Origin of the sequence: Pseudoalteromonas sp. Scap25, from assembly GCF_013394125.1 — a bacterium.
In the GTDB taxonomy this organism is placed as follows: Bacteria; Pseudomonadota; Gammaproteobacteria; order Enterobacterales; family Alteromonadaceae; genus Pseudoalteromonas.
The window spans coordinates 206,487-227,476 of the sequence record NZ_CP041328.1 but is presented as its reverse complement, the minus strand read 5'-3'; the positions used below and the strand labels follow the sequence as shown (position 1 = coordinate 227,476).

The 20,990-nt window shown below is 40.7% G+C and carries 14 protein-coding genes; 12 read left to right on the top strand and 2 right to left on the bottom strand.

Annotated features, from left to right (window positions below; genetic code table 11):
- Nucleotides 1-117: 117 nt before the first annotated feature.
- The 4 genes from FLM54_RS16485 to arfA all read left to right on the top strand — a co-directional run bounded on the left by FLM54_RS16485 (nt 118) and on the right by arfA (nt 6,636).
- Nucleotides 118-2,127, top strand: coding sequence for an EAL domain-containing protein (locus tag FLM54_RS16485; RefSeq protein WP_178956993.1), 2,010 nt, complete (start codon nt 118-120; stop codon nt 2,125-2,127).
- Nucleotides 2,124-3,281: an HDOD domain-containing protein gene (locus FLM54_RS16480; RefSeq protein ID WP_178956992.1), complete on the top strand. Its 1,158-nt coding sequence runs from the start codon at nt 2,124-2,126 to the stop codon at nt 3,279-3,281. Before FLM54_RS16485 ends, FLM54_RS16480 begins: the two co-directional genes overlap by 4 nt.
- Before the next feature lie 442 nt (nt 3,282-3,723).
- Entirely contained in the window at nt 3,724-6,252 is a 2,529-nt protein-coding gene (locus tag FLM54_RS16475; RefSeq protein WP_178956991.1) for a TonB-dependent receptor plug domain-containing protein, read from the top strand.
- Nucleotides 6,253-6,435: 183 nt separating this feature from the next.
- Complete coding sequence (gene arfA / locus FLM54_RS16470; protein ID WP_010389506.1) at nt 6,436-6,636, top strand: alternative ribosome rescue factor ArfA; 201 nt, start codon at nt 6,436-6,438, stop codon at nt 6,634-6,636.
- A 371-nt stretch (nt 6,637-7,007) separates the two neighbouring features.
- Here arfA and FLM54_RS16465 read toward each other — a convergent pair whose 3' ends face one another.
- Entirely contained in the window at nt 7,008-7,991 is a 984-nt protein-coding gene (locus tag FLM54_RS16465) for a helix-turn-helix domain-containing protein (protein ID WP_178956990.1), read from the bottom strand.
- A gap of 220 nt (nt 7,992-8,211) precedes the next feature.
- On the opposite strand from FLM54_RS16465, the gene FLM54_RS16460 reads away from it, so the two are divergent.
- From FLM54_RS16460 to eat, 3 genes are read left to right on the top strand one after another with little or no spacing between them, the layout of a single operon-like run.
- Nucleotides 8,212-9,618, top strand: a complete 1,407-nt coding sequence (locus FLM54_RS16460; RefSeq protein ID WP_178956989.1) for an ethanolamine ammonia-lyase subunit EutB — start codon at nt 8,212-8,214, stop codon at nt 9,616-9,618.
- Nucleotides 9,615-10,487 carry an ethanolamine ammonia-lyase subunit EutC gene (gene eutC, locus FLM54_RS16455; protein WP_178956988.1) on the top strand — a complete coding sequence of 291 codons (873 nt, stop codon included), beginning with the start codon at nt 9,615-9,617 and terminating at the stop codon, nt 10,485-10,487. The genes FLM54_RS16460 and eutC overlap by 4 nt, the downstream gene beginning before the upstream one ends.
- Before the next feature lie 43 nt (nt 10,488-10,530).
- Entirely contained in the window at nt 10,531-11,943 is a 1,413-nt protein-coding gene (gene eat / locus FLM54_RS16450; RefSeq protein WP_076918807.1) for an ethanolamine permease, read from the top strand.
- A 200-nt stretch (nt 11,944-12,143) separates the two neighbouring features.
- On the opposite strand, the gene FLM54_RS16445 is transcribed toward eat, so the two are convergent.
- Nucleotides 12,144-13,160, bottom strand: coding sequence for a LacI family DNA-binding transcriptional regulator (locus tag FLM54_RS16445; protein WP_138605738.1), 1,017 nt, complete (start codon nt 13,158-13,160; stop codon nt 12,144-12,146).
- A gap of 575 nt (nt 13,161-13,735) precedes the next feature.
- Here FLM54_RS16445 and FLM54_RS16440 point away from each other — a divergent pair.
- The 5 genes from FLM54_RS16440 to nagP all read left to right on the top strand — a co-directional run bounded on the left by FLM54_RS16440 (nt 13,736) and on the right by nagP (nt 20,954).
- Nucleotides 13,736-16,426 carry a family 20 glycosylhydrolase gene (locus FLM54_RS16440; protein WP_178956987.1) on the top strand — a complete coding sequence of 897 codons (2,691 nt, stop codon included), beginning with the start codon at nt 13,736-13,738 and terminating at the stop codon, nt 16,424-16,426.
- Nucleotides 16,427-16,588: 162 nt separating this feature from the next.
- Complete coding sequence (gene nagK, locus FLM54_RS16435; protein ID WP_178956986.1) at nt 16,589-17,500, top strand: N-acetylglucosamine kinase; 912 nt, start codon at nt 16,589-16,591, stop codon at nt 17,498-17,500.
- On the top strand, nt 17,500-18,498 hold the full coding sequence (gene nagB-II, locus FLM54_RS16430) for a glucosamine-6-phosphate deaminase NagB-II (RefSeq protein ID WP_178956985.1): 999 nt from the start codon (nt 17,500-17,502) through the stop codon (nt 18,496-18,498). Before nagK ends, nagB-II begins: the two co-directional genes overlap by 1 nt.
- Nucleotides 18,499-19,626 carry an N-acetylglucosamine-6-phosphate deacetylase gene (gene nagA, locus FLM54_RS16425; protein ID WP_178956984.1) on the top strand — a complete coding sequence of 376 codons (1,128 nt, stop codon included), beginning with the start codon at nt 18,499-18,501 and terminating at the stop codon, nt 19,624-19,626.
- A 32-nt stretch (nt 19,627-19,658) separates the two neighbouring features.
- On the top strand, nt 19,659-20,954 hold the full coding sequence (nagP, locus tag FLM54_RS16420) for an N-acetylglucosamine MFS transporter NagP (protein WP_178956983.1): 1,296 nt from the start codon (nt 19,659-19,661) through the stop codon (nt 20,952-20,954).
- The last annotated feature ends 36 nt before the right edge of the window (nt 20,955-20,990 follow it).

Below are 20,990 nucleotides of genomic sequence, written 5' to 3'. Positions count from 1 at the left end.
TATGTAGTTAGATACAACATACTTGTGCTGATGTGAACATTTTTGGTTGCTTAGCAAAGGGTACTTAGAAGAACAATCAAGTTAGCAAGAGTACAACCCCATTTTGAGGTGTAGATAGTGGCTTTGCGAATTTTATTAGTAGACGATGAACTCAATGTATTGAAATCTTTAAAGCGAGTACTTGCTCGTTCTGGTTATGATGTGCTGACGGCATCCTCTGGTTTTGAGGCACTTGAAATATTAGCGGCTAATCAAATTGAGATAATCATTACTGATTTTAGAATGCCAGAAATGAACGGCGCTGATTTATTACGCCAAGTTAAAAGTCGCTGGCCTGATAGTGTAAACCTAGTACTGAGTGGGTATGCTGATTTTAAGTCTGTGGTTGAGTTACTGAATCAGGGGTTAGTATTTCGTTTTTTAGAAAAGCCATGGGTCGATAGTGAGTTACTTGAGAACATCAGCGAAGCGAAAGTTAAATATGAACAGCGCCGAGCAAAAAGAGTAAGAGATCAATTATTAATGGGCAGTATGTCTGGCTTAATAGAAATAGACAATAACGGTATTATAAATCGTTTTAATGCACCTGCAGCTGAAATTATTCCAGATATTCATTTATATGAAAATAAACACCTCGCTTATTTAGATACAGCTCAAAACAAATCAGTAAGTCAGTCATTTGTTGATAAGAAAAGCAGTACACTTTTTATTAATTATGCACACGCCTCTGATCTAGCTAAAAACGAAGAAGTTATGATAGAGCGTTGTTTAAATGATGATTATTTTCAACTCTTAAAATTATCGAGCAACTCAAATAGCATGAGTAACATTTTTCAACTTACTAGAACACAGTCGGTGGTAACCAACGAGTCTGAATTTTATCACCATTTAACGCTGTGTGAAGCGAATAAAAAATGTTATGCCTTAGTTTATATAGGTATTGCCCAGTTTCAATTAATTAATGATTTGCTAGGTGCAGAAGATGGCAACCACCTTATAAAATTGGTTTTGAAAGTGTTAAAAAGCGTATCGGAGAAATCTGTCAAAGTTTTTCATAAGAGCGCCGATCGATTTGTATTATTTGTTCCGGAAATTAAATCTGATAGTGAAGTTTTAAGTGATTTAAATAAAGCGATTGAGCAGTTAAATAAAATTCTACCCAGAAAATATATTGACGCTCATGTGCAGCTATATGGTGTGTATGGTTTGTTTCCTGAGGATAATTTAGAAGGAAAAGAACTCGTAAATCAGATGCAGTTGACGTTGAATTATCAATTAGGTGAGCAGCAGCGTATTTTTTCCCGGTTTGATCCTCAGCTAGTAGCCGACTATAGAAAGAATTTTGAGTTAAGCCGTTTATTACTAATCGCGGTAAATAAAGATGAACTGTCACTACGTTTTCAGCCAAAAGTTAACATTGAAACAGGACAAGTACACAGTGCTGAGGCGCTCATTCGCTGGTATGAGCCAAGTAAATATGGTTGGGTTCCTCCTGCTCATTTTATTCCGATTGCTGAATGTGATGGCCAGATAATACCAATAGGGCGTTGGGTTATTTCTCAAAGCTGTAAAACGCTAAAATATTGGGGTGATAACAATATAGGTGTGAACGTGTTGGCTATTAACTTATCTGCTAGGCAATTAAAAGATGATCCCGGTTTGATTGACTATGTGCTGGAATGTTTAAGCTGCAATGGTTTAGAGTCATCACAGTTGGTTTTTGAGTTAACAGAAACCTATTTGATAGAAGATTTTTCTGCTTGCGAACAACAATTAAAAAGGTTAAAAAAGTTAGGGGTTAAGCTATTGATTGATGATTTTGGCGTGGGTTATTCATCACTTGGTTACCTTTCTAAACTGCCAGTAGATGGGGTTAAACTGGATAAAGCGCTTATTACTGATATTGAATCGTCTTTAGCGATGCAAAGTATGATTCGTAATATTACGCGTATGTCTCATGATCTCAGCCTTATAGTGATAGCTGAGGGAGTAGAAACTGCCTTTGAATGCGAAGTAATTAAAAAATTAGGCTGTGACTACATACAAGGTTATTACTATTCGCAGCCTTTAGAATCAGATGATTTTTGTAATTATTTAAACCATGCAAACACTCAAGGTGCTAAATGAAAGCGATTAAAGTAATCATTTTAGATGACGATGCTTTTTTATTAAAAGTATTGCAAAGAACTATTCATCGAGTATTCCCAGAGGTTGATATCATAACGACTGCGGATATTGATGAGTTTTGGCAACTTTTAAGTGCCATAAAAGACGTTGATTTAGTATTGAGTGATTATTTAATGCCGCAAATGAATGGGCTGGATATTTTAGAGCAATGCTCTTCAAAGAACCCCTATCCGGTTAGAGCATTACTTACCGGTGATATGAGGTTGAGTACTATGATACAACAACCTAATATTGTTCATGCTTATCTTGCTAAACCGTTTAATGAGGCAGACATAGCTGCACTTTTTAATAATGTGGCGGCGTTAAAGTCATTGCCTTTTGCTTATAATGTGCGTAGACAGTTAGGGGCTATGATCAGTTTTCCTGTTTATCCTCTTATTTTAAAAGAGCTCAGAGACTTAGTACAAAGCGATGAATTTGATTTACATGATATTGCCCATGTTGTTTCTCAAGAGCCAATAATAACGGCTAAATTGTTACAACTTGCAAACTCCGCTTATCTTGGTTTTGTAAGGCCAACATCGTCAATAGATGAGGCTGTTTCGAGGCTCGGTACCACGATATTAATGGCTATCACCACCTCTTTATTGGTTGCTAAAAACTTTGAATCGTCTATTCCTGTTGATGTGCATGAAAAGCAATTGAATATAGCGGCGAATTACGCTAGTTGTGTTAAGGATTTTGCAAAGCTGGCTGGTTTTAACTTGCATGATCAAGAATTGTTATTTTCAGTGGCGTTATTGAGTTTTGTCGGCAAGATCATTTTATTATCTCAAGCTCAAAGCGATGTGTCAGATGAGCATGCGCAAACCATCAGCGATGGATACGTAAGTGCCAATTTTATTTCTGCCTACGTTTTAAAGTTATGGGGATACGACACAAAAATATGTAACTTATTAATGAGTTGCCACGATTTAGATGGCACTGATGATAATGAGTTAACTCTGTTTAATCACATGTTGTATATAGTTTGGCAAATTATTTTTGACGAGCAACCCCCCATGCAATTACGTGCATACTGTGACTCAAAAGGCGTAGACCCTTTACTTTGCCATGTTATTAGTGAATTTGATTGGCATAGTTATACATCTTAAATAGGCCCTATATAAAATAACGTATAATAAACGGGCTGTTCTACACAACCACCTATTTATAATCTCTTCTGAGTTCCCTTTCTTATTTTTTATTATCTACTTTAGTCTAATAAAAACCGTATAAAACGTTATTGTAAGTACGTTTTACGCTCAGTGCGGTATGAAAAACATACAACGTTGATGTTTTTAATAATTATAAAGAAAATCCTTATGGTTAACATTGCATTAACTTCTGTGGGTGAGATATTAAATTGCTAATTTGGGCGTATTTTGAGCTTTTAAAGGTGTTATTTTCCTTTTTTTAAAGTTATTTGCATTCTTATGCCAATTTTGTCAAATTTTTTGTTTCTTTTTGTTTGTGTATGTTGCTAGGATGTTGGCAAGGGGATACATGCATATACCCTACACACATTATAAGAATACACAAAACAGGGTCATCATTATGTCAACATATCGTTTAAACACCTTGGCTGTAGCAGTTGCTTTTGCCTTTAGTGCGCCAAGTATGGTTAATGCACAAGAAGCGCCAACTAAAGCTGAAAAAAATATCGAACAAATATCTGTTTTAGGATCGCGAGTTTCAAACCGTACAGCCACTGAGTCATCATCACCTATTGATTTAATTGACGCAGATGATTTAAACAAAGGCGGCTTTACCGAACTTGGGCAAAGCTTACAGGCAACGGCGCCGTCATTTAACTTTTCGCGAACACAGGTTTCTGATGGCTCTGATTTATTTCGCCCTGCTACATTACGCGGCTTACAACCAGACCAAACGCTGGTTTTAGTAAACGGTAAACGCCGCCATAATCAATCTATTTTTGGTTTAACAAGCACTGTGGGCGGTGGCTCTGCCGGCACTGATATGAATGCGATTCCACTAATTGCTTTAAAAGGTGTTGAAGTGTTACGTGATGGTGCGGCGGCTCAGTATGGCTCTGATGCAATTGCAGGGGTTATCAACTTATCACTTAATGATTCAACAGATTTAACCACCGGTTACGTACAATATGGCGAAACGGCAGAAGGTGATGGAGAAACAATTTCAGCCGGTTTAAACCGTGGTTTTGAATTAGGTAATGAGGGCGGTTTTATAAATTTATCGCTTGAGTACCGTGATGCAGATAAAACTAACCGCGCAGAGCGAGATACGGGTGGGTCACTTAATGTTGCACCAGGTACTTTATCTGACGAAGTACGTTGGGGACAAGGTAATGCAGAGAGTGAATTCACTTCGGTATTTTACAATATGGCCCTGCCAATGGGTGAAGGAGAGCTTTACTCATTTGGTGGTTACTCTGAGCGCACGGCACTAGGCAACGGCTTTTACCGTAACTTTAATGAAGCGTCTAAAAACGTAACGCAAGTTTACAGCGATGGTTTTTTACCGCAAATCGACAATGAAGCACAAGATATTTCGGTAGCAGTTGGTTTTAAAGGTGAAATTAACTCTGATTGGACCTACGATGTTTCTGCTGTTTACGGTGAAAATCAATACGATTTTACCTCACGAAATACTTTAAATGCGTCATACGCGGCGGAGTATTTATTTAATAATCCGGGTGCAAGCGATGCCGATATAGCCGCGAATGCTGGCCCAACAGAGGGTTATTCGGGTGGCTTTAGATTTGATCAAACAACGTTTAATGCAGATATAAACGGAATTGTTGATATTGGTCGCAGTGAGCCTGTTTATGTTTCAATTGGCGCTGAATACCGTAAAGAAAACTATGAAATTGTACCAGGTGAGGTGGCATCATACGCATGTGGAGCAGCCAACACGGATACCTCATACCCATCGGTGAACGATCCGAGTCAATTTGCACAATGTGGTTTTCAAGCTTATAACGGTCTTCGTCCTGAAGCTTCAAACAAAAGCGATCGTGATAGTTACGCAGTATATGTAGATGCAGAAACCATGTTAAGCGATGCATGGAATGTGAGCGGTGCTCTTCGCTATGAAGATTTTTCGAATGCGGGTGACGACATCATAGGTAAAGTAGCAACACGTTATGAATTTAATGATGACTTTGCAGTACGTGGTGCGTTATCAACGGGCTTTAGAGCGCCATCATTACAGCAAAGTGGTTACACTGCGTTTACCACTAACTTAGGGTCTGACGGCACGTTAAGTCAGTCGTTTACTGCGACAACGGGCTCTGCATTTCCTGCTGCTTTAGGCGTTGATACATTAAAGCTTGAAACATCAACTAACTACAGTGCCGGTTTTGTTTACGATGTGACCAGTGATTTATCGTTAACGGTGGATTTTTACCGTGTAGAAATTGAAGACCGTATTACATTAGGCAGCTTGTTATCGGCTGATGATGTGGCGTTTAGTCCTGAGGCGGTTGCTGCTCTGCAAGCAACGGGTGCGGTGCAGGCGAATTACTTTTCAAACTCAGTGAATTCAACCACTCAAGGTGTGGACATTATTGCGTCATACCGCACTGATTTATATGACGGTAATTTTTCTGCTACGTTTGCGGGTAATTTAAACGAAACTCAAATTGATAGTGTGAATGCAGCTCCCGGCATTCCAAAAAGTGTAGCACTTGATGACATTCAAAGTAGCTTTTTAACCGACGGACAACCGGGTGAACGTGCGACGCTTACCTTTGATTATGAGCGTGATGCCTACAGCGCAATGATCCGCTTTAATTACTTTGGCGAAACTGATGTGAAGTACTTTGGTAATGACCATATTGAGCTTGCAACAGATGGCTCGTTTAAAGCGACGAGTACCGTAGAGACTGCAGTACTCGTAGATTTAAACGTAAGCTATGAAATTAATGAGATGTTTTCGTTATCGGTTGGAGCAGACAACGTATTTGATGAAACACCGGATGAATTAGGTGATGATGAAGTACTAAATGCGATCTCAAATGGGGCATTTAAATACCCGCTACGTGCAGTACCATACGGTTTTGATGGCCGTAGTTACTATGCAAAACTAAGCTTTAGTTTTTAATTTTTAATTTTTAGGTTAAGTTAAACCAGCAAAGGCGCCGTTTTAAACGGCGCTTTTTTTATGCTTAAAAAACATTGAAAAAGACATTAAAAATGGTTGCATGCTTGAAAATTAAGCATACAATCGCCATCAATATCAGTGTGGGATATGTATCCCTCTCATTTTACTAATAGGAAAAAACAAATGGCTAAAAAAGGCAAAGCAAAAGCGGTTAATAAATCCGCAGTAGACACCGGTCGAGGAGTGATAAAGCACAACGCATTGGCGGCACTGGTAACCTCTAAAGTATTTAAACCGCAAGTGGTTAAAGCTAAAAAAGGTAAAGGTTCGTTTAAACGTAACAACAAACATGCAGGACAAGAGTCCTATTTAATCGCGGCTTAATTAGCACCGATCAAATAGGGCTTTTGACTTACCGGAATAAGGCTGGCTTCGAGCGACGGGTTTCGAGTCACGAGCAGCGAACACAACCTAGCACCTTTAGCCTTCTCTTTCCGCGCAGCGTCTCATGACCTCTTTGTGAATTAATCACTTAAAACATGTTTGCACAAAGAGAAGTGAATGAGGAGTAAATGAGAAGGCAACGGGCTTCGAGTGACGAGTAGCGAGCTTGTGCAAACAGTCTAGCACCTAGTCATATCAGCCCTTAAATCTATTCTTTCAGCGCAGCGCCTCCCGCAGCTCGAAGCTCGAAGCTCGAAGCTCGAAGCTCGAAGCTCGAAGCTCGAAGCTCGAAGCTCGAAGCCGTACCCTCGTTATCCATGTATTATCGATTTAGAATCTTTCAGGTAAGAAGCATGGTTGCTAACTGTTTGCGAAGGGTTCTCACCAAATAATTGTGTGTAGTCTTTGGTAAATTGCCCTGCATGCCAAAACCCCCAATTGGCAGCAACCACAGAAATGGGTTTATCTTGCTTTGCTAATTTTAGCTCTCTTCTAACATTATTTAATCGAGTTAAACGTAAAAACCGCAGTGGGTTTATCCCTAAAATACTCTCAAAACTATATTGTAAGGTACGCCTGCTCACAAAGGTGAGTTCGCATAATTGAGTAATTGTTACCGTGTTTTGTGGATGCGCTTTTATATAATCTTTAACTTTATCAACGACCGCTTTGCGGTGTTTATAACTGGGAGCGATGCGTTGACACGGAGTCTGTTCGTTTAGTAAATGTAATACCAACATATTAAGCATATCTTGCTGTAAATCGGCATTTAGGCCAAAAGCGTTGTTGCTAACCATACTGTTTATTATACTCCGGGCACTTTTTAGCATGGCGTTGCATGTTGTCAGTCGCTCAGTATCTGAAGACGTTATATTTTTTAAGTGCATCCCTTGTATCTGAGCCATATGTTCTAACGATTGCATGTCTATTACTAAACCATAAATATTAAACTGCTCAGGTGTAATAAGCTCAAAGTTACTCTCACTAGTGCGACACATAAATTGATTACTTGCCACATTTAAGCCATTAATTTTGCTCTGCTGCGACTGCTTTGGGATCCCAAGCCAAATAGATCGTGGCGCTATTGCGCATTGTTGGTGAAGAGCACGCTCTGTGTATTCTTCAAATGCATGAATATTAGAATAATCCACGCTTTCTATACACCCAAAAAATCGCCCATCACTGAGCTGATCATATTTTTGCTGCCACTGCGTTAGATTATGCGCTTGCTCATCTATATCTTGGGTATGCACCATGCTCTTTTGTGGTGCGCTAGCTAAATCTTGCTGCGTCATAATGGAGTTACTCTTTGCTTTTTTATTTTTATTAAGATTAAGTTACCACCTGTAACTATAGTTAACTATATGAAATAAAGCTAAAAATGAAGATTTGCCAAAATTCGATAGTGTCTTGGTATGAATTAAGCTCTCTTGAAACTAAACAAAATTGATTTATAGCTTATAGGTCAGCAAAACCTGTACCAAGGTTTGAACTAGTTGTTATGTGGAGTAGATCATGGGGCAAAGGCACCGATATACACTGGGCACGCAGGTGTATAATTTTAAAAATTTGGCGCAAGTAATGGCAAAAGCCACTCCTCATCGCTCAGGTGACAGGTTAGCGGGTGTTATTGCACAATCAGCGCAAGAGCGAGCGGTTGCTCAAATGACCTTAGCGGATATTCCGTTGAAGGCATTTTTAAATGAGGCACTGATTGCTTATGAAGACGATGAAATAACTCGCTTAATTATGGACGATCACGATGCTAATGCATTTATGGCGATTGCTCATTTAACCGTGGGAGATTTTCGTAATTGGTTGTTAAGTGACTTTGCAACTCCCTCGGTACTTGCAAGTGTAAGACAGGGGATCACTCCGGAAATGGCTGCGGCTGTTAGCAAAATAATGCGTAATCAGGATCTTATCCTTATTGCTAAAAAATGCCATGTAACCAGTGCATTTAGAAACACCATTGGTTTACCTGGGCATTTATCCACGCGTTTACAACCTAATCACCCAACAGATGATATTAACGGCATTGCCGCCTGTATTTTAGATGGGTTGCTGTACGGTAATGGTGATGCGGTGATAGGTATAAACCCCGCAACCGACAACGTGGCGCAGGCTATTAAATTGATGACATTGATGGATGAGGTGATTCAAAAATATGAAATTCCTACCCAAAGCTGTGTGCTTACCCATGTCACTAATACGATTGAATGCATAGAAGCGGGGGCGCCAGTTGATTTAGTGTTTCAGTCTATTGGTGGAACAGAAGCCACCAATTCGAGTTTTGGTTTTAGTTTAAATACTTTAGCTGAGGCACAAGATGCCGCGCTGAGTCTAAAGCGTGGCACGGTAGGCAATAATGTGATGTATTTTGAAACAGGGCAAGGCAGCTCGCTTTCGGCTAATGCTCATCACGGGCTAGATCAGCAAACCTGCGAAACTCGCGCGTATGCCGTTGCACGAAAATTTAATCCGCTATTAGTTAATACGGTGGTGGGATTTATAGGCCCGGAGTATTTATTTGATGGCAAAGAAATTACCCGCGCGGGGCTTGAGGATCATTTTTGTGCCAAATTACTGGGTATTCCGATGGGATGTGACGTGTGTTACACCAATCATGCCGAGGCTGACCAAAATGATATGGATAATTTACTTACGCTGCTTGGTGTAGCTGGGTGCTCGTTTGTGATGGGGATTCCGGGCTCCGATGACATTATGCTCAATTACCAAACTACCTCATTTCATGATGCGTTATACGTGCGCCGAGTTCTAGGCTCTCGTCCCGCGCCAGAATTTGAAAAGTGGCTTACTAACATGAACATTATGAAAAACAGTAGCGATGTTACTTTATCGCACAGTCTTCCCGCGGCATTTGCTAAGCCGTTAGATGCACTGGCGGGAGGCCGTTCATGACTGCAGATTTTAAATCAAATGACCTTGCTAATATTGATCATAAAAATAATGGCAATGTGGTACACAACCCATGGCGTGACTTACGCCAGTTTACTGATGCCCGCATAGGACTTGGTCGAGCGGGTATTAGTTTACCAACCTCTGAAATGCTGGCGTTTCAACTGTCGCATGCGCAAGCGCGCGATGCAGTCAATTTTCCACTTGATATCAATGGAATGAAAGCAAAGTTAGCGACTGTTAATGCAGCTAATGCGCGTGTATTGCATTTACATAGCCAAGCGGTTGATAGAGTTACTTATTTACAACGACCAGATTTAGGTCGAAAGCTAAATGAGCATAGTCGTCAATTATTACTTGATTTTGTTGCTGAGCAACAGCAAAGCACCCAAGAAAAGTATGACTTAGCCATTGTGGTCGTTGATGGTTTGTCATCGTTGGCGGTTCAAAAAAATGCAGCTCCTTTTATAACTGAATTACTTTCACAGTTGAGCGTTAATAAGCCTCTTACTCTTGCTCCAATCACCTTAGTTGAACAAGGGCGAGTAGCCATTGGTGATGATATTGGTGAGTTATTGAATGCCCAAATTGTGATGGTGCTCATTGGTGAACGCCCGGGGCTTAGCTCACCAGATAGCTTGGGGCTTTATTTAACCTGGGAGCCTAAAACAGGGCTTAACGATTCGCTGCGTAATTGTATATCTAATATTCGTCCTGCTGGTTTGACCTATATTGATGCGGCAAGTCGGGCAGCCTACTTATTAAATGAAGCTAAAACATTAAAACTAACAGGAGTGAACTTAAAAGATCGGACACAGGATGATGTGATTGAGCATCAACAATCGAGCCGTCATTTTTTAAATGCGGAATAACGGTAATTAACAATAAAAATGAAATATCGATAAAGAGGATGTTATGTCTACTAATAATTCAGAATACTTAGCAAAAAGGCAGCTCAAAGGTGGCACTGCAGGTTGGTTATTGCTGGCAGGGTTAGGGGTATCGTATGTGATTTCAGGTGACTTTGCTGGGTGGAACTTTGGTATTGCAGAAGCTGGCTGGGGCGGCTTCGCGATAGCGGCAGTGCTAATGGCGATTATGTATTTAACTTTGGTGTTATCGCTGGCTGAAATGTCGGCTGCTATTCCTGCTGCTGGAGGGGGTTATAGTTTTGCTCGTCAAGCAATGGGGCCAACGGGTGGTTATTTAACCGGTCTTGCGGTATTAATTGAATATGCGTTAGCACCGGCCGCCATTGTGATATTTATTGGCTCTGCAGTGGAGGCGTTAACGGGGTTCAATGGCCCATGGGTTTATGCACTATTTTATTTGGTGTTTGTAGGTATTCATTTAGCTGGAGTAGGTGAAGCGCTAAAAGTAATGATGGTAATAAGCGGTTTAGCGGTACTGGCTATTGTTGCAACGGCAGTGGTTTTAATTACAAATTTTGATGCTACCAATTTATTTGATGTTGCAGTAACAGATGCCGCAGGTGCGAATGAATTTTTACCTTTGGGTTGGTATGGGGTATGGGCAGCTTTACCTTTTGCTATGTGGTTATTTTTAGCGGTTGAAGGCGTGCCATTGGCGGCTGAAGAGGCAAAAGATCCGGCTAAAGATGTACCTAAAGGCATTATTGGCGCCATGGTATTTTTATTGTTTACCGCGTTATTAGTGGTTGTGTTAGTACCCGGCGCAGCAGGTGCAACAGCAATGGGCGCTAGCGCAGTTCCGCTGGTGGATGCGTTAAATGCGACGGGCAATAGCGATTTAGCAACCGTGGTTAATATACTGGGATTAGCGGGGCTGGTGGCTTCATTTTTCTCTATTATTTATGGCTATAGTCGATTGGTGTTCGCGTTATCGCGTGCGGGGTATTTACCGCGTTCGTTATCAATTACCACAGCGCGTAAAGTGCCAGCACGAGCGCTTATTGTTCCTGCTGTATTTGGTTTTTTAGCTTCACTAAGTGGTGAGGGCGATTTAATGTTAGCTATGGCGGTAGTGGGGGCAACGGTATCGTATGCGTTAATGGCGTTCAGTCATATAATGTTGCGCTTAAAACAACCTGATTTACCTCGACCTTATAAAACGCCTGGCGGCATTGTCACTTCAAGCATAGCATTGTGTTTATCCTTGATTGCTTTGACTGGCGTGTACGCCTTTGACCCCCGTGCTTTTTTATACACTATGGTGCTGTTTATAGTCGGTGCGGCGTATTACTTTGGCTTTAGCTCTAAACATTTAGTGGCCAAAAGTGCAGATGAGGAGTTTGCTATGCTCGCTGATGCTGAGGCCGGTTTAAATACAGCGATAAGTGAGGGGTAATTTTCATTTACTAAAATAACTCATGTGGCTTTAACCTTCGAAGAGTTTGTAATGGCGCGATAAGTTTTAACTTACCGCGCTTTTTATTGTAAATAAACTCAGTAATACAGAAGGTATATTCAAAAAGTAGGCCGTTTTTAATTCACTTCTGCGCTGACCCTTTGTTACAGCGCAGAAGTGAATTATATGGTTAACCTAAGCTAAAGAGGGCGTGCGGTAGAGTCTCTAACGACGAGCTCAGGAGTGTATAGTTTTATAATATCGCGGTCATTGCCATTACGAATTTGGGCTATTAATAAGCTAGCCGCATCTTCAGCAATTTTATTATTTGGCTGATGAGCCGTGGTGAGTTTTGGCCATGTTTGACGCGAGAATGGGCTATCCTCAAACCCTGTTATAGAAAGCTCGCTGGGTATATCAATGTTCATTAATCTGGCTGCAAATAACGCACCGGCGGCTATTTCATCATTACATGAGACGATAGCGGTTGGCCTATTTGTTTGGCTAATGAGTGTTTTAGCGCCCTCAACCCCCGACTCAAATGAATATTCGCCATCAATAATTAAGCTTGGATCTATAGGAATGTCGTATTGGGTTAGCGCCGCTTTGTAACCTTCCAAGCGCTCTTTGGTCGAGTTATGCTCGCTGCCACCGGCTAAAAAGCCAATGCGCGTGTGGCCGTTATTAATTAGATGCTCAGTAATTGACTTTGAGGCGAGATTATCGTCAATCATAATACAGGGTGTTAATGAATCAGGCGCGTTGTGCCCTGATAAAATACGCACAACTTTTAGGTCTAGTTGAGTTAGCTTTTCAACAAACTCAGGCATTTCAGAAAAGGGCGGGGTGAGTAAGATTCCCGCGATACGAGTGCGTTTGATCATATTAGTAATTTCATCAAAAATATGCGCTTCTTTGGCATCACATGGGTGAATAAGTAGTTCAAACCCCTGCTTTTTGCACGCATCTAAAATACCATTTTGCATGTCGATAATGTAGTACGCATTAGGATTGTCGTAAATGTAAGCTATGCTGTAAGCTTTTGTTCCTGCAAGACTTCTTGCTGCTAAGTTTGGCTGGAAGTTCAACTTTTCGACCGACGCCATGACTTTTTCACGGGTGTTGTCACGGACCGAGGTTTCGTTATTTATTACTCTTGATACCGTTTTTATTGATACTCCGGCATCTTTTGCCACGTCGTTTATTGTTGTTCTCATCGGCTTAATAGACCTTTACATATCATTTTGGGTACTATACTAATTTATCTTTATCGGTTAACGACTACAGCAAAAGCGGTTAACAGTACTCGGTTTTTATTATTTGACGACTAAATTATAAAGACATCATTGAATTTTAACAGTTAATTTATACGCCTTTCTTGAGAGAATGGTAGATAAAGTTTCAGGTAATGATTTAGTAATATTTAAATCTCATTTAAATACAGTGATTTAAAATAAAAAAAGACGTATGCATGTAAATTTTTTGTATCTTTTTTGCCCCCTATGTAGCTATAAAAGAAAAAAAAGGATACATTAACAGTCAAATGACAGCGTTGTCATAAATTAAAGCGCAATGTTAATTATTATTTAGAACCTACGTAGTGGATTGTTTGGCTAAGGTAGCAATTACTAGATATGAATAGTGATTAATTTAAAGCATAAAATATTTTTTAGCTGATGGTACATTATAAACTAACCGCACTAAGAATAAATGCATTGAAAAATCGGCTTAATTTTTAGCATTTGAAAGAGATGCTTGAGTGACTAAGTTAATAATAAAGGGAGAGTAGCGAATGAAGATTCAATCATTACTGACAGCATGCTGCTTAGCACTAGGTTTAAGTGCATGTCAGGGCAATGTTGAAGGACAAAATACGGCATCGGTTCAGCTAAGGCCTGCAAACGATAGTGCGGTGGAGTTACTTGCTAACACATTACAAATAAAATATCAGCAAGTTGATAACCGCCCATCAGCACAGTGCGATCCAGATATTGAAAACGGTCACTGTTTTAAAGCGAATTTACATTTAACTGCCAACTCGGCAATTAACCTTAACCAATGGAAAATTTACTTTAGTCAAATTACGCCTATACAAAAGTCGATTAGCGATGAATTTACTATTAAACACGTTAATGGCGATATTCATGTCATTGAGCTTAAAGATGGGTTTACTGGCTTTAAAGCCGGTGAGACTAAAACGATTACTTTTTATGCGCATTTTTGGTCATTATCGCAAAGCGACGCTATTCCTAACTATATCGTGGTGAATAATAACGACACCGCTAAAGTGATTGAAAGTACAAAGCCTAAAATTGATACAGAGACTGGCTTAGAGCTATTACCTCATGTAGAACCTTATACCGATTACACTCGTCAGTTTAAACGTACTGCGGGCGACAAAACACAGTGGCTTACTGCTGAGCGCTTGTTTGAGCGTAATGAAAAGTATGACTTTTCAGCTTACTTAACCTCGCAAAATCAAGCAAGTTATGTCATTGCTAAGCAAATTATACCCACCCCACGCGTTAGCGAGTTTAGTCAAACTCAAACGCTTGATATTAGCCAAGGGCTTAATATTAATTATGCAGAAGTTAATAAATCAAGTGTATTGGCTGCAATCGAGCGGCTTGAACTACTAGGTATTAATTTAAGCGATGATGCAGCGGCAATTAAGGTCACACTTAATTCCACTGTTAAAAAAGATCAGCTTAATGGTAGTTATAAATTAGCAATTAAAGCCGATGAGGTTGTAATCGATGCAGTTGACGAAACGGGTGTTTTTTATGCTCTGCAAAGTTTAGCGAGCTTATATCAGGTTAACAGTAATATATTACCTGTGGGAGAAGTTATTGATGCACCGCATTATCAGTTTAGAGGGGTATTGGTTGATGTAGCGCGAAACTTTCGTGATAAAGGCTTTATTTTAAAGTTACTTGATCAAATGGCTGCTTATAAACTTAACAAGCTACATTTACACTTAGGTGATGATGAAGGCTGGCGTTTAGAAATTCCATCACTGCCTGAACTTACAGATATAGGTGCAAAGCGTTGTTTTGATCAAAGCGAGCAGCAATGTTTAATGCCACAGCTAGGCGCAGGGCTTGATACTTCAAGTGCAGCAAACGGCTATTATTCGGTAGCTGATTACCAAGAAATACTTAAAGCGGCCAGTGCGCGTCACATTCAGGTGATCCCATCGCTTGATATGCCAGGACATTCTCGCGCTGCGATTAAATCCATGCAAGCGCGTTATAATAAATATATACAACAAGGCGATAAACAAAAAGCCGAACAGTTTTTACTTTATGACCCGCTTGATACAACGCTCTATTCGTCGGTACAGCACTACAACGACAATACCATTAATGTGTGTTTAGACTCATCTTATGCGTTTATCCGTGAAGTAATGGAACAAGTAAAAAGTATTCATAGTGAGGCACAGCATCCGCTAACTCGTTATCACATAGGTGCCGATGAAACCGCCGGAGCATGGGTCGATTCACCTGCTTGTGCTGATTTTATTAAACAAAATAAGTTAGAAATTACCGAAGCAGGTCAGCTGGGCAGTTATTTTATTGAACGTATCGCGAATATGTTGGCTGATATGAATATTGAAACCGCAGCATGGAGCGATGGCTTATCGCATACTAACCCAGAGAATATGCCAGAGGTTGTGCAAGGTAATATTTGGGATTTATTAATGTGGAATGGCCATCAGCGTGCACATGAATTTGCCAATAGAAATTGGCAAGCAGTGCTTTCGTCGCCAGATGTGCTGTATTTTGACTTTCCGTATGAGGCAGACCCACAAGAGCATGGTTATTACTGGGCTTCAAGGCACATAAATACTGAGAAAATATTTCAGTTTATGCCAGATAATTTGCCTATTCATGCTGAGTTTTGGCTTGATAGAGAAGATAAGCCTTATGTAGCTGATGACACATTACAGCATGATGAGCAAGGCAAGGTCGTATCCGCGCCTTTAGCTAAAGATAAACGTTTTGTGGGTATTCAGGGTCAATTATGGAGCGAAAATACGCGTACCAATAATATGGCTGAATATAAGCTATTCCCACGATTATTATCGCTGGCACAGCGCGCTTGGCATAAAGCAGATTGGGCGGTACCGTATGATCACAATGGCTTTGTTTACAGCCAACAAACAAATCGCTTTAGCCCTGAATTAAAACAGCAGCGCGATCAGCAATGGCAAACTTTTGCTGCTACCATGGGGCTAAAAGAATTTGCCAAATTAGAACGTGCTGATGTGCATTATCGTCTTGCAAATGCAGGTGCTAAAATTGAGAATAGTATGTTGTACGCCAATATTGCTTACCCTGGTTTAGTGATTGAATACAAACAAGGTGATGAGCAATGGCAAACCTACACACAACCTGTCAAAGTAACACAAGATGTATGGGTTCGATCTAAGACTCCATCAGCTAGTCGTGTAAGCAGAAAGCTTAAAGTAACGCACCGTTAAGGTGCGTTTTCCGTTAAACTATTGACGATTGAAGAAGTTATTTATTTGTAAATAAAAATAATGACAACGCTGTCATTTGTGCTAGTATAAGATTCATACAGTATGACAGTCCGGCTTTATTTTAGTGTTTTGCAAAACGGTCGAACAACTTAAGAGGCAAAAATGATCACCAACAATATTAAAAACAATCAACTCTTTGTGGGGATCGATGGCGGCGGCACTAAATGTAAAGCAATTATCGTCAATAGCTGTAATAACATAGTCGGCACCGGTGTGGCAGGTCCAGGTAACCCGTTACATGGTTTTAATCAAGCAACTCATTCTATTGAGCAATCAGCGCGTTTAGCATTACAAGATGCAGGGCTTAAAGATACGCCTTTATCTGAGCTTATTGCAGGGGTTGGCCTAGCAGGGGTTAACTTACCAAGTTTGCATAATCAAATGACACAATGGCAACACCCATTTAAAACCATGCACTTAACTACTGATTTACTTATTGCTTGTATGGGCGCTCATCAGGGCGAGGATGGCGCAGTGATGATTGCTGGCACTGGCTCGTGTGGATTTTCATACGTTAATGGCCAATCGTTTATGATTGGTGGTCATGGCTTTCCACATGGTGATAAAGGCAGTGGTGCATGGATTGGCTTTACTGCTTGTCAGTATGTGCTGCTTAGCCTAGATAAATTAATTCCAAGTGGTGCGCTTACTAACTTGTTAATGAAGTATTTAGAAGTCAGCGATGCAATGCAACTTGTTGAAGTGATTGCCAATAAGCCTGCAGCCTTTTTTGCGCAACTTGCAGGTTGTGTTTTTCAATCAGCACAGGCGAACGATGCCACAGCAATTGCCATTTTAAAAGAAGGTGGCGCTTATTTAAGCGACATTGCACGACAATTATTAGATAAAAACCCACCAAGGCTTTCGTTTATTGGTGGCTTATCAACCGTGATGACAACATGGTTAGACCCAGACATACAAGCTATTTTATCAGCCCCATTATCGTCACCAGAAATGGGGTCTGTACTTTACGCTAAACAACAGCACGTTAATTACAGCAGCCAGGAGTTATGATGTTTAACACACTAATGGAAAAAGAAGCGGCGCAAACGCCAAATGTTATTGAAAAGCAAATTATTGCCAACCAACCTTTAGTGGAAAAAATTGGTCATAAGCTTCGCGATATGGCCCCTAAGGTGGTTATGATGATTGGTCGCGGTTCATCAGATCATGCTGGCGTTTTTGGTAAGTATTTAATTGAAATTGAAGCGGGTGTACCGGTCAGTTCAGCAGCGCCATCAGTGGCGAGTGTATATGGTAAAACATTAAAGCTTGAAGGCGCTGTTGTGATTGTAATTTCTCAATCAGGACGCAGCCCAGACATTCTTGCCCAGGCAAAAATGGCGAAAGAGGCGGGCGCTTATTGTATTGCGCTGGTTAACGATGAAGCGTCACCTCTACAAGACATAGTCGATGATTTTGTTCCTCTTAAAGCCGGCGATGAAATTTCGGTGGCGGCAACAAAAAGCTATTTGGCAACGTTATCAGCCCTAGTACATATTGTTGCTAATTGGACTCAAAATGAGTCATTATTACAAGGGCTTGACGAGTTACCTAGCGCGCTTAATGCCATTATAGATTCGCCAACTCAGCTACAACCTACTGAGTTTGCAAATATTAAGAATATGGTGGTATTGGCACGTGGTTTAGGGTTTTCTATCTCAAAAGAAATGGCACTTAAGCTTAAAGAGGTCTGTGCTATTCATGCCGAGTCATTTAGTAGTGCGGAGTTTTTACATGGTCCGGTGACCTTAGTTGAGCAAGGGTTAGTGATTTTAGATTGTTCGGTTGATGATGAAACCAAAGAGTCACATCAGCAGCAAATTGCTGAGGTCAAAAAACGCGGTGCAGAAGTGATTAGCCTTAACCAACAAGGTATTAAAGTACATCCGCGATTGGCGCCATTTTTAGTATTACAGCGTTTTTATCTTGATGTGGCAAAAGTGGCATTAAGCCGTGGTTTTAATCCTGATGAGCCAAAGGGGCTTAAAAAAGTAACAAGGACATTATAAATGTCAGTTAAACGAATTCATGTAGCAGAGCTTTTTGATGGCGAGCACTTTGTTAACGACAAAGTGCTAAGCGTTGATGCGGGTATTATTACGGCAATAGATGATAACGTACAGCAGGCAGACGAGCACCTAACGGGTTTAGTCGCACCTGGCTTTATTGACCTACAAGTTAATGGCGGTGGCGGTGAGTTGTTTAACCGTACTAGCAGTGTTGCAGGGGTTAAAAAAATACTGCTAGCACATGCCAAATACGGTACAACTGCTATGCTGCCAACGTTAATTACCGACACTGTAGAAGTAATGCGCCAAGCAGCCGATGTAATTGCTCAGGCGATAGCCCAACAAACGCCAGGTATTATTGGTATTCACTTTGAAGGGCCGCATTTGTCAGTGGCAAAAAAGGGGGCTCACAGCGCTGATTTTATTCGTCCTATTTCTGAACAAGAGTGGCAGGTGTTATCTCGTCAAGATTTAGGTAAAGTCGTAGTCACCTTAGCGCCTGAAAATGTACTACCAAGCGATATTACCAAAATGTGCGATTTAGGGATTCAGGTTTGTTTAGGTCATACCAACGCAAGCTTTGAACAGGCTCAACAGGGCGTTGATGCTGGGGCAACCGGATTTACGCATTTGTATAATGCTATGTCACCACTACAAGGGCGTGAGCCGGGAGTGGTTGGCTGTGCATTATTAAATGATGATACTTATTGTGGCTTAATTGTTGATGGCCATCATGTTGATTACGCAGCATGCCAACTGGCATTAAAAGCAAAACCAATGGGGCGCGTATTTTTAGTTACTGATGCGATGCCACCAGTGGGAACAGATGATACTCAGTTTGCTTTTTTTGACCGAACTGTCACCTTAGAGAATGGTAAACTCACCTCTACAACAGGTGAGTTGGCCGGCTCTGCGCTTGATATGGCAAACGCTGTTAGAAACACTGTAACTCATTTAAAGCAGCCATTAGCGCAAGCGCTTAAAATGGCGAGTTTATATCCTGCTCAGTATTTAAAGTTGCCTGCCACACACGGGCGATTAATATTGGGTAGTCCAGCAGATTTTGTACAATTAAACACACAACAACAAGTCATTAGCACGTGGATTGGCGGCGCTCAGGTTTGTTAACAACATAATAAATATAAATAAAGGAAAATAACATGACAACCAATGTTATGGATACGTCCAAAAATAGTAGCGTGGTTCCCATGGCCATTGTAGCGGTATTATTTTTTATACTGGGCTTTGCTACTTGGCTTAATGGCTCGTTAATGCCTTACTTAAGTCAAATTTTACAATTAACCCCATTTCAAGGGTCGTTAATTTTATTTTCCTTTTATATTGCGGTCACATTTACCGCGCTGCCCTCGGCAGTACTGATCAAAAAGGTCGGCTACAAAAACGGTATGGCATTGGGGATGGGCTGTATGATGCTAGCAGGCTTAATGTTTATTCCTGCTGCTATGTCGCAGTTTTTTCCTTTATTTTTACTAGCGCAGTTGGTAATGGGCGCAGGGCAAACCTTATTACAAACCGCGGTTAACCCATATGTAGTTCGTTTAGGGCCAGAAGAATCGGCGGCTGTACGTATTAGTATTATGGGGATTTTAAATAAAGGCGCGGGAGTTATCTCACCGATGGTATTTACCGCCTTAATTTTAAGTAACTTTACCGGTACGGTAGGCACAGAGCTAAGCCAACAGCAAGTTGATGATATGGCAAATGGTCTTATTTTACCTTACTTAGGCATGGCCTTATTTATTGGTGTATTAGCTTTTGCGGTTAAAAAGTCTCCGCTGCCTGAGCTTATCAATGATGAAGTAGAAGCAATAAACGACAAAGGTGAAATTCGTGAAACACTCTCTCATCCAAACTTGGTGTTAGGTGCAATTGCTATCTTTTTGTATGTTGCGGTAGAGGTTATTGCTGGCGATACCATAGGTACTTTTGCACTATCGCTGGGTATTGAAAACTATGGGGTAATGACTTCATACACTATGATGTTTATGGTGTTTGGTTATATTTTAGGTATTTTACTTATCCCTAAATTTATCTCTCAACAAGCGGCCTTAACAGCATCGGCTGTATTGGGTATTGTGATCACCCTGTGCATTTTGTTTATTGATGCGCAGTCTTTTGTTATTGCCAATGCCATACTGGTACCTTTAGGAGGCGCTAATTTACCAGATGCTTTACTGCTAATTGCCTTTTTAGGCTTAGCAAACGCCATTGTTTGGCCGGCGGTTTTCCCACTTGCGTTATCGGGTTTAGGTAAACTAACCAGCACAGGCTCAGCACTGTTAGTAATGGGTATAGCGGGCGGTGCATTTGGTCCGGTGTTATGGGGCTTACTGAGCGGCTTTACCTCGCTACAAACTGGCTACTCTGTATTGTTACCTTGTTACTTATTTATATTATTTTATGCCGTGAAAGGGCATAAAATGAAAAAGCAATAACATCCACCAGCTATCCCTAGCTCAGTGCACTTTGCA